The 9,003-nt window shown below is 50.4% G+C and carries 12 protein-coding genes; 11 read left to right on the top strand and 1 reads right to left on the bottom strand.

The features are described 5' to 3' along the window. Positions 1 to 4 precede the first annotated feature (4 nt). Positions 5 to 661 (bottom strand): 7-cyano-7-deazaguanine synthase QueC, encoded by a 657-nt coding sequence (gene queC / locus NV375_RS12465; RefSeq protein WP_258808493.1) that lies wholly within the window; start codon positions 659 to 661, stop codon positions 5 to 7. Between the two features lie 74 nt (positions 662 to 735). Here queC and queE point away from each other — a divergent pair, with 74 nt between their 5' ends. From queE to NV375_RS12410, 11 genes are all read left to right on the top strand, one after another. After that, the gene (gene queE / locus NV375_RS12460; RefSeq protein WP_258808492.1) at positions 736 to 1,422 is read left to right on the top strand and encodes a 7-carboxy-7-deazaguanine synthase QueE; all 687 of its coding nucleotides are present in this window, start codon (positions 736 to 738) and stop codon (positions 1,420 to 1,422) included. Positions 1,423 to 1,514: 92 nt separating this feature from the next. Beyond that, positions 1,515 to 1,814: a Flp family type IVb pilin gene (locus NV375_RS12455; RefSeq protein WP_258808491.1), complete on the top strand. Its 300-nt coding sequence runs from the start codon at positions 1,515 to 1,517 to the stop codon at positions 1,812 to 1,814. Further along, on the top strand, positions 1,814 to 3,016 hold the full coding sequence (locus tag NV375_RS12450; protein ID WP_258808490.1) for a hypothetical protein: 1,203 nt from the start codon (positions 1,814 to 1,816) through the stop codon (positions 3,014 to 3,016). The genes NV375_RS12455 and NV375_RS12450 overlap by 1 nt, the downstream gene beginning before the upstream one ends. Continuing rightward, positions 3,003 to 3,545, top strand: coding sequence for a hypothetical protein (locus NV375_RS12445; RefSeq protein ID WP_258808489.1), 543 nt, complete (start codon positions 3,003 to 3,005; stop codon positions 3,543 to 3,545). Before NV375_RS12450 ends, NV375_RS12445 begins: the two co-directional genes overlap by 14 nt. Continuing rightward, complete coding sequence (locus tag NV375_RS12440) at positions 3,539 to 4,033, top strand: hypothetical protein (protein WP_258808488.1); 495 nt, start codon at positions 3,539 to 3,541, stop codon at positions 4,031 to 4,033. The genes NV375_RS12445 and NV375_RS12440 overlap by 7 nt, the downstream gene beginning before the upstream one ends. Then, positions 4,017 to 4,250: a hypothetical protein gene (locus NV375_RS12435; RefSeq protein WP_258808487.1), complete on the top strand. Its 234-nt coding sequence runs from the start codon at positions 4,017 to 4,019 to the stop codon at positions 4,248 to 4,250. The genes NV375_RS12440 and NV375_RS12435 overlap by 17 nt, the downstream gene beginning before the upstream one ends. Before the next feature lie 3 nt (positions 4,251 to 4,253). Further along, entirely contained in the window at positions 4,254 to 4,964 is a 711-nt protein-coding gene (locus NV375_RS12430; RefSeq protein ID WP_258808486.1) for a Flp pilus assembly protein CpaB, read from the top strand. Positions 4,965 to 4,970: 6 nt separating this feature from the next. Next, a complete protein-coding gene (locus NV375_RS12425) occupies positions 4,971 to 6,185 on the top strand; it encodes a type II and III secretion system protein family protein (protein WP_258808485.1) in 1,215 nt (404 codons plus the stop codon). Further along, positions 6,182 to 7,369 (top strand): CpaF family protein, encoded by a 1,188-nt coding sequence (locus tag NV375_RS12420; RefSeq protein WP_258808484.1) that lies wholly within the window; start codon positions 6,182 to 6,184, stop codon positions 7,367 to 7,369. Before NV375_RS12425 ends, NV375_RS12420 begins: the two co-directional genes overlap by 4 nt. Next, positions 7,359 to 8,222 (top strand): type II secretion system F family protein, encoded by an 864-nt coding sequence (locus NV375_RS12415; protein ID WP_258808483.1) that lies wholly within the window; start codon positions 7,359 to 7,361, stop codon positions 8,220 to 8,222. Before NV375_RS12420 ends, NV375_RS12415 begins: the two co-directional genes overlap by 11 nt. Continuing rightward, positions 8,209 to 8,997, top strand: a complete 789-nt coding sequence (locus NV375_RS12410) for a type II secretion system F family protein (protein ID WP_258808482.1) — start codon at positions 8,209 to 8,211, stop codon at positions 8,995 to 8,997. The genes NV375_RS12415 and NV375_RS12410 overlap by 14 nt, the downstream gene beginning before the upstream one ends. The last annotated feature ends 6 nt before the right edge of the window (positions 8,998 to 9,003 follow it).

Raw genomic sequence — 9,003 nt, 5'->3', positions numbered from 1 at the left:
CGATTTATTCGTACGCTAGCGGGTCGATGGCGTCGTTTGCCGCAAATGCTTCAAGCCGTTCAACACAAGCGCCACACTTTCCGCACGCTTTGTCACGGCCGTTGTAGCAAGTCCAGGTGTTCTTGTAATCAAGGCCCATAGCAAGCCCGTCTCGCAAGATTTCAGCCTTGTCATTGTTGAGGTAGGGCACTGTGATTTCGATCGGCTCGTAGTTGGCGATGCGACTTACGTCGTTCATACGCTGAACAAATTCAGGACGACAGTCTGGATAAATCGCATGATCTCCGGAGTGTGCGCCGTAGTAGACCGCTTCAGCGCCAATCGAAACCGCATAACCAATCGCTAGTGAGAGCAGAATCATGTTGCGATTCGGCACCACTGTCGATTGCATTGAAGCTTCTTCGTAATGACCTTCAGGAATAGCGGTGGTCGTGGAGGTCAACGAACTAGTGCTAATTAACTCATTGATCGCTGTGATGTCGACGATTTTATGGGGAATGTTAAGTCCCCGCGTGACTTCGGCGGCAACCGTTAGCTCTTTAACGTGGCGTTGTCCGTAATCGAAGCTTAAGGCATAAACGTCATGCCCATCCCGTATTGCACGGTGTAGCACGGTAAACGAATCCATTCCACCAGAGTAAATAACGACAACCTTTGCCATATCAGAATTCCTTGTGACTTCTTGATCAATACGAATTTAAGGTACAATAGCGGCATAGTTTACCGCAAAACAGGATGAATCCCATTAGTACTCGCTATCCAATCAATGAATTGTTCGAAACGATTCAAGGTGAAGGCTTCTATACCGGCACTCCGGCTATTTTTCTGCGCTTGCAGGGTTGTCCCGTGGGCTGTCCTTGGTGCGATACGCAACACACGTGGGAAAAATCAGCGGCTGATAAGGTGGAGCTTGCAACACTTTTGGCGAAGTCCTCTGCATCTGCTCAGTGGGCAGAACTCACGGCGGCAGAGATTCTGGCAGCCTTTAAGCAACAAGGTTTTCAGGCCAAGCATGTAGTGATCACCGGTGGCGAGCCAGCAATGTACGATCTACGTGAACTGGCACAGGTTCTTGAAGCCGCAGGATACCGCTTGCAAATCGAAACCAGCGGTACCTTCGCTTTGCAGGTCTCGGCTGCGACCTGGGTTACGGTGTCGCCCAAACTAGATATGCCGGGCGGCTTTTTGGTACGTCCCGACTGTATGAAACGCGCGAATGAAATAAAACATCCGGTGGCGATGCAAAAGCATATTGATGCACTCGATAATCTCCTCGCTCAATGTCCGCCTGCCGACAACGTAATCATCGCATTGCAGCCAATATCCCAGCGTTCACGGGCAACCGAGCTGGCGATAAAAACCTGTATCGAACGGAATTGGCGTTTATCGGTGCAGTTGCACAAGTATCTTCACATCGAGTAAGCCTAAGCTCCTTTTTGTCTGACCCCGCTTTCTTGTGGCTATAGTTGAGATATCCATCGTTTGGGTACATTCAACTTTTGCAAGGAGGCTTTATGCAACACGGACGTTCATACTCTTCATTGACCATGGCGCACAAGTTTCATCGCGGCCAGGGAATGACCGAGTACATCATTATTGTTGCCCTCATAGCAGTGGCTGCAATCGGTGTTTACTCATTATTAGGCAAGACGGTACGCAACCAAGTCTCTGGTATTGCACATGAAGTTAGCGGTCAGAGCTCCTCTCAGCAACTTAATGAGGCGCGTTCAAGTGCAAGACGCTCAGGCACTGTAGCTCGCCAGGATGTCAATCTTGGCAACTATGATGAAGCTACCGAGTCCGGTAGCAACTAATGGCGCGCAATGGCTTTACGACTTTATGGCTGATGCCAATTTTGGTCGGCATCATTTTTCTGATTATCGGCTTGATGGCACGTAGTGAAGCCCTGCGCAGTAGTTGGTATCAACAAACCGTCGCCGATAATATGGCAAGTTCGGCTGCAACGGTGTTAGCACGTGAGATGAACCTACTCGCAATGACTAACCGCGCATTGCTCGCGAATGAGTTGGCAATTGCACAACTGTTGGGCTTAGCGAGTTGGTTTCAGATGATGAAGGATGTTGCCGACCGCAGTGCAATGGCTTCGTCTTGGATTCCGTACCTGAACGCCATCACCCGGAATATAGCCAATGCGGTCGATAACTTTGAAGAGCCGTTCCAACAAATCTTGCATGGCGTGCTTTATTTTCAACGCATAGTCACCACAGCGATACGAGCGACGCAATGGTATGCGCGCATTAGTTTCGCCATGACGTTACCGAAAACAATGGAGCAAATACTTGCCGCACATGACGTCGGTGATGAACCGATAAAATGGCAACTTCTGCATGCTCCTGGACTGGTTCCAGTGCCTTGGCTGTGGTGGACCTTTATACCAGCACAAGCCTCGGGAAATGATAATCAGCTTGCGCATCGTTTGATGCTGGAAAGTCTGGACCCCTTCAGTAAGAAGCGTAGCTATGAGTGGCTCGATGCGCTGCAAATTGAAGTTGAGAAAGCTGGTGGTGCGCGCCTTCAAGAAGACTCGAATGGTAGTTGGAGTTGGCAAAGTATGGATACGGTCTCGATTCATGTGCGCGGCCTGCTGGATTCTGACGAATACCCGTGGGGTGATGGCGCAACTTATCTCGGTGAAGAAATCGAAAGTGTTGGCGCTAAAGATTTTGGACGTACTCGAAAGCTCAATCCGACCGCAACCCAGTGGGGTGTTGCCGATCAGGTAGAGTTTTCTGGCAATGCGCAGCCCTTTCGATATTTTAATCGCACGCAATTGAATCCTGCGGATTGGCCTGCTGTTATTGTTGTCTTGCCGGAAGCGGTGGCAAAAGCAAGTGTCGTTTACTCGCGTCCAACGCGTTGGTTTCGACGCTCGGATGGTAAAAACGAGCAGGCTAACCTGTTCAACGCACTTTGGCAGAGTCAACTGCAGTCGTTATCGCAATTAGAGCGCGCGCTATTAACAGCACGAGTTGGTGATGCTCATGAAAAAGTTTAACGCTAACTCGGGGCAGGCAATGGTCGAGAGTCTTATTGTATTGACGTTGTTGGCTGGGCTGATGTTGCTGCTGACCGATACTGTTTTTCCACTCCACGAACACCAATTGAAGCGCATTGAAACAGGGCGTGCGGCAATGTGGAATTGGCAACTGGATAGTACGGTGGAGGTCACCGGAAACTATGCACTTGCCAAGCGCGCTGAAGTGGTTTTAGGCCCTTTAAAGGGATTAACTGGGCTGGCGCTAGAGCAAGATAACTTACGGGTCATCGCAAGTGCTCGTGATGTCGCCGCTATGGCGCGACTTACCGATACTTGGTCGCCGATGAGTGCGGAACAGCTTGATTCTCGACCAGCTCGATTAACACCGCTTGCACGGTTGCAGGAGTTGGGCCTTGGTAAAATTCAGAATTTCATAAGCTGGCTGCACTTTACCGAAGAGTTTTCTGCCGAGAGTTTGCGGTTCGGGTATATCGCTAATGAAGCGACACCTGCCGAATTGCCGTGTAAGACGGGACAGTCATGCTAGCGGTGGATCTTCCGAGCGAATGGCTAGCCGAAGTTTGGTCAACGCAAGCGACGAGTACCGTTTGGCGGTTAGCACTTGCGCAAACACCACGGTTAGAACAGTTAGATTGCCAGACAATGACCATCAAGGCACTGCTTTCATGGTGTGAGAAAGACTCAAGTTTATGGCTCATGCAGCAGTTAGATGGCGTGTATTGGCTAACTGAATATCGCCGCACATCGCTGTCTACAAGTGTTGTGCAAAGCGACTGGCGAGGCACTCGACTTCAGCAGTTTAGTGCTCAGGGCCAGACCGTAGCAATTTATCAAAACAACTATCACCCGAAGCAACTAGAACGTTATCTCAAACTCCGCCACAGTGGGCGGCATCCAATATTTACGGAGTTAAGCCATGGAAGGTTTTATGTATCCTTGCAAAAGCCAAGTGAGGACATCTTCGTCTACGCACGTACGCAGGGTAGTCTTTTGGTCAGTGCGCGGCGTCACTAACGGTCGCTGTTGTCGAACGAACTGTCAACAAACCAGCAATGGCCAAGCAACAGTCGAAACCTTGTTGGTGGCGTTGAGCTTGTTGGCTATCGTTGTGATTCCAGTAACTGCAAACAACAAGACCTTAGTAGAGCTTATCGAGATCATCGTCAGCTCGTGGATGTTGGTGTTCTCGGTTACCTGGCAGCAATTTTTGCTGCACCCATGGGCGGCGTAACTAATGACTAGGTTTGGGTGGCGCTTTGTCGTCCTTGGTCTCGTGGTGTTGGCCATGGTTACTGCAAGTTATCAACTCGTTATGCGGTATTTAGCACAACAGTCACATGAACTGGAACAACGCCTCAACGCCGAGATGGAGTGGGTGCTGGTATTCAGTCATGATCTTGAAGCTGGTGCAGTCATTGGGCTTGAGGATTTGCAGCAGCGTAAATACCCACCGAGTTATATCAGTGACGATTGGCTGCGCCCCAATGATGCTATGGCTGTCGTTGGCAACAGTGTGCAAAACTTCGTCAGCGCTGGGGAGCCGGTCATGCTAGGTCACTTAGGCAGAGTTAGGCGTTCTTCTTTTAGTGATCAGCTCGCGCCAGACGATTATGCCGTTACTGCAACTGTGGGTATCGAGCAGGTCCACCATGGTTTGCTGGCAGTGGGCAATCGCGTGAGCTTAGTTGCTGGCGGTGGTGGTGAGCCGCTGCGTATGCTTACCAATATAGAAGTGTTAGCGCTCGACAACCACAGCAAAGAGTACGTCGGGGGCGCACTCGCGGTGACCATTACTTTCCGATTGAAGGCCGAACAGGCGGCTATTTTTGAAGGGTTTAGGCGTCAGGGTTTTGCATTATGGCTACAACATCCTGAAGCCGAGTATAGCCATGTTAAATCACCTTTAATACCACACCTCTTTACCATCTCAAAAGCAGGGAGCTAATTGATCATGATGTCTGTTATCGGGGCATTTCTTTTTCTTGGGGCGGTAAGTGCAACACCAGCACCAACACAAATACACGTCCAAGTCGGTGAATCGCACATACTCGCGCCGACGGGGATTGAAGAGATCGTCATTACTTCGCCCGAGGTTTTAGGCTACCAACAATTGCCGAGTGGTGCAGTGGTGATTACTGGACATCAACCGGGTAAAGCAGAAGCGTTGACGTTTAAAGCCGGTCAACTTCAGCAAAGGTTCACATTTATTGTTAAGCGAGCGCCAGATAAGCATCTAAAACTTACGCTAGCGACATTGCAACGGCGCTTTCCGCAATTACAGATTAGTGATGGTACTGACGAACTCATTCGATTATCAGGCCAGCTCCCCGCGCAAGTGAAAGCAGATATCAACGATTTGTTGGCGCGTTTTCCTCGTCTTGCGTCACAAATTGAATGGCTTCCGCCAGCTCCCGAACCGATGTTAGTGCTCGAAGTGCGCATTGCCGAAGTCAAACGCTCATTTGCGCGGCACATTGGTGTTCGTTGGCCTGGGCACGTCAACGGCCCGTTGCTTCAAGATATGGGGAATTGGCTTCACCTGCCGTTAAGCGCGCAAACCACACTGGATATCATGGAACGTGAGGGGCGTGCGCGACTGCTTGCCAACCCAACACTCACCGCAGTGAGTGGAGGTAAAGCAGACTTCCTAGTTGGGGGAGAGTTTCCGGTGCCGCAAGTGGTCGCCCAGAGTATGCAAGATGTCAGTTTTCGACCTTACGGCATACAGCTCGAAATTGCCCCTAAGCTGTTAGCTGACCAACAGGTAAGTGCCACACTCGTTGCCGAGCTAAGTTCGATCGATCCGGCGACAGCAGTCAACGGTGTACCTGGCCTTTTAAGCCGTCGCGTATCGTCGACACTGACCTTACCGTTGGGTGAGACACTGGTGTTATCAGGTCTAATCCAACATGAGCAAGCACAACAGGCCGATCGGTTTCCCGAACTGCATAAGTTGCCTATTTTGGGCGCACTTTTTTCGTCGACCCAGTTTCGTGCAGCAGAAACGGATCTGATCGTAATGGTAACGCCGCGTTTAGCCAAACTTGTAAGTGAAGAGCAAGCTAGTCTTGCCGAGTTTGCTACTAAACGCGAGCGCTTTCAAAACGCCGTTGGTTGTGTCGGTCTAATAGAACCCTTTATGGGCGAGGGGGAGAACACGCGATGATTGAGAAAAACCAGCTTATCGAGGCGCTACGCTTGCAAATACAGCGCGTCACGCTACAGCGTGAGTTTGCCAGCACGGATAGTTTAAGGGGCTATGCTTTTGATTTTCTATCAGCTTATATAAAGCAGCACGGTGCTGAACAGCCAACCCATGAACATCAGCATTTGGTTAATGACGTGATAGAAGCATGCATGGGGTTTGGTCCGCTTAGTGGGTTATTAGCTGACGATTCGATCAGCGAGATCATGGTGAATCATTACGCGGGCATATTCATTGAGCGTCGTGGGCACCTAGAAGCGTCCGATGTACGTTTTCAAAGTGAAGCGGAGTTACTGCAGGTTATCGAGCGCATGGTGCTGCCACTAGGCCGACGCATTGATAGTGCTCAGCCGATGGTCGATGCAAGGTTACCCGACGGCTCAAGGGTCAATGCGGTGATCGCTCCATTAGCATTACGTGGTGCGTGTCTCACTATTCGCAAGTTCTCACGGAAGGCTTTAACGTTTGCCGACCTTGAAGCTTCAGGAGCACTATCAAGTTCAGCAACCGATTACCTGAAGAACGTCATCGCACAACGGAAAAATATTCTCATCATCGGTGGCACCGGTACTGGGAAGACGACTTTTCTCAACTTATTAGCCAGTGAGATCCCTGCAGAGCAACGCTTGATTACCATTGAGGACGCTGCCGAATTGCAACTTAACCACGCCAACCTGATCGCTCTCGAGGCGCGCCCTGCAAATGCCGAAGGGAGTGGTCTGGTGAGTATTCGCGATTTGCTCATCAATGCGCTGCGCATGCGCCCCGATCGGATCATTGTCGGTGAGTGTCGCGGTGCCGAGGCGCTTGACATGTTGCAGGCCATGAATACTGGACATGAGGGCTCGCTAACAACCTTACATGCGAATAGCCCACGTGAAGGGCTACAACGCTTGGAGGTAATGGTGATGCTAGCCGGCTTTGATCTTCCGTTGTTGGCCATTAGGCAACAAATAGCCAGCGCCGTCGAGGTGATTGTTCAAGTCACGCGGGGCTCCAATGGTCAAAGGGTAGTGAACGCGATTAGTGAAGTTGTTGGTATCGAATCTTCAGCGTACCAAGTAAGCCCGCTTTTTGAGCGGCGAGATGGGGGCTTACAAGCCTCGGGAATTCGTTCTGAATGGATAACAGATCATGCGTGTTGATGAATGGTTGGTTGTTCTCTTTGTCACCGCGACGGCACTACTTGCTCTTGGTTTAGCGACTTGGGGAGGGATAGCAATTTATCGCGATGCTCGCCAGCAAATTGAACAGCACGCTGAAGCCTCCTTAGCTGTATTTCTCATATTTTTGCCGATGCGGCAGTTTTGGTATGGAGTGCTGTTGCTTACTTCATTGATTGCGTTAATAACCCTGCTACTTACCCATGACTGGCGTTCGATGATGCTGACAATGGTTGTGTCAGTTGGTGCTTTGCCGCTTTTGAGAAATGTTTTACACCAAAAGCGTACGGCACAGATTGAACAACAGCTCCCAGAGGCACTGCGGTTACTGGCAAATAGTCTGCATGCCGGTATGGGCTTGGCATCCGCATTAGCTTTAACGGCACAGCAGGTTTCTGCACCATTAGCGACCGAACTATCTCTTATCGTCCAAAGGCAGCGAACCGGTGAGACCTTAGAGAGTGCATTTGCTGACTTTCAACGTCGTGCGGCGACCTCGATTGTGCAATTTTTCGGATTTATCATTGTTACGAGTGTGCGCCATGGTGGGCAACAAGCTGACGTACTTTCTCGTATGGCCGAAGCGATTCAGCAACAACATTATGCGCAGCAACGGATCTTAAGTTTATCGGCACAAGCGCGCCTGCAAGGACGAGTCATGTTCTTTCTGCCGTTAGGCCTTTTCTTTGCGCTTAAAACGGTACACCAAGACGCCACCACTCTATTGCTTACGACCTCGGCAGGCCAGATTGTCGTCGTCGTGTGTGTTTGTTTGATGGCGGCTGGCTACTTCTTAACGCGACGTATTTTGGGACAGTTTTATGTTGCCGACTAAATGGCTGCTCGGTCTCTTATTTTGCGGGATTGGCGTGTTGGTTTTTGTTTTTTTGAATAGTCTAGCGCAACAATTGTTACCGCGTTTACACAGCTATACCACGGTAGTTCTTCAGCGGATACCACCGCGGTTGCGACGACAAATTGATAAAGCTGCGGAGCATGCAGGCGCAGCGGGTGAAACAGCATTTTTTGTGATGGAGCAAAGCGCGATGTTGATCGCGCTCGTGCTGAGTATGCTTTTACCCCTTCCGCCTTGGGTCGGCTGGGGGGTAGGCGGACTTATTGTGCTCAATGTTGTGCAGCGGCGTGCAAAACGTCGCCTACTGGTACGCCGTTTCGAAAAACAATGGCCAAACTGTTTAGATATGCTGGCGATGTTAATGCGATCGGGCTTGTCGTTTGCGGCAGCCCTCCATGCACTCGCACAACTCCCAAGCACCTCTGTTGCAGTTCGACAACTGCGGCAATTGCAACAGCAACTGCACGCAGGTGTCTCCATGGAAGCCGCTTTTGCGGCGATGAAAGCACGTTTGCCTAGCCCTGCCTTCACATCGTTTGCCGCAGCAGTACTTCAGGCGCGATTAAGCGGCTCGGCATTAACAAACACGTTAATGTTGCAAGCTGAGCAGGCACGTAGCGAGCAGCAGTTAGCGGCGGAAAAATTTGCCCAAGAAGTCGGGGTTAAGCTTTTACTACCTCTAGTGACATGCTTTTTCCCAGTAACCTTTCTAATTATTCTAGGGCCTATTTTTATAGGTTATTTCCAGTCTTGATGCTGC

The organism is Pseudidiomarina sp. CB1, from assembly GCF_024752025.1.
Taxonomy (GTDB): Bacteria; Pseudomonadota; Gammaproteobacteria; order Enterobacterales; family Alteromonadaceae; genus Pseudidiomarina.
The sequence above is the reverse complement of the archived record's forward strand: the minus strand, read 5'-3'. Positions and strand labels throughout refer to the sequence as shown.

Coding starts and splice junctions, on each gene's coding strand:
- queC (WP_258808493.1), bottom strand. CDS start 661: ATGGCAAAGGTTGTCGTTATTTACTCTGGTGGAATGGATTCGTTTACC.
- queE (WP_258808492.1), top strand. CDS start 736: ATGAATCCCATTAGTACTCGCTATCCAATCAATGAATTGTTCGAAACG.
- NV375_RS12455 (WP_258808491.1), top strand. CDS start 1,515: ATGCAACACGGACGTTCATACTCTTCATTGACCATGGCGCACAAGTTT.
- NV375_RS12450 (WP_258808490.1), top strand. CDS start 1,814: ATGGCGCGCAATGGCTTTACGACTTTATGGCTGATGCCAATTTTGGTC.
- NV375_RS12445 (WP_258808489.1), top strand. CDS start 3,003: ATGAAAAAGTTTAACGCTAACTCGGGGCAGGCAATGGTCGAGAGTCTT.
- NV375_RS12440 (WP_258808488.1), top strand. CDS start 3,539: ATGCTAGCGGTGGATCTTCCGAGCGAATGGCTAGCCGAAGTTTGGTCA.
- NV375_RS12430 (WP_258808486.1), top strand. CDS start 4,254: ATGACTAGGTTTGGGTGGCGCTTTGTCGTCCTTGGTCTCGTGGTGTTG.
- NV375_RS12425 (WP_258808485.1), top strand. CDS start 4,971: ATGATGTCTGTTATCGGGGCATTTCTTTTTCTTGGGGCGGTAAGTGCA.
- NV375_RS12420 (WP_258808484.1), top strand. CDS start 6,182: ATGATTGAGAAAAACCAGCTTATCGAGGCGCTACGCTTGCAAATACAG.
- NV375_RS12415 (WP_258808483.1), top strand. CDS start 7,359: ATGCGTGTTGATGAATGGTTGGTTGTTCTCTTTGTCACCGCGACGGCA.
- NV375_RS12410 (WP_258808482.1), top strand. CDS start 8,209: ATGTTGCCGACTAAATGGCTGCTCGGTCTCTTATTTTGCGGGATTGGC.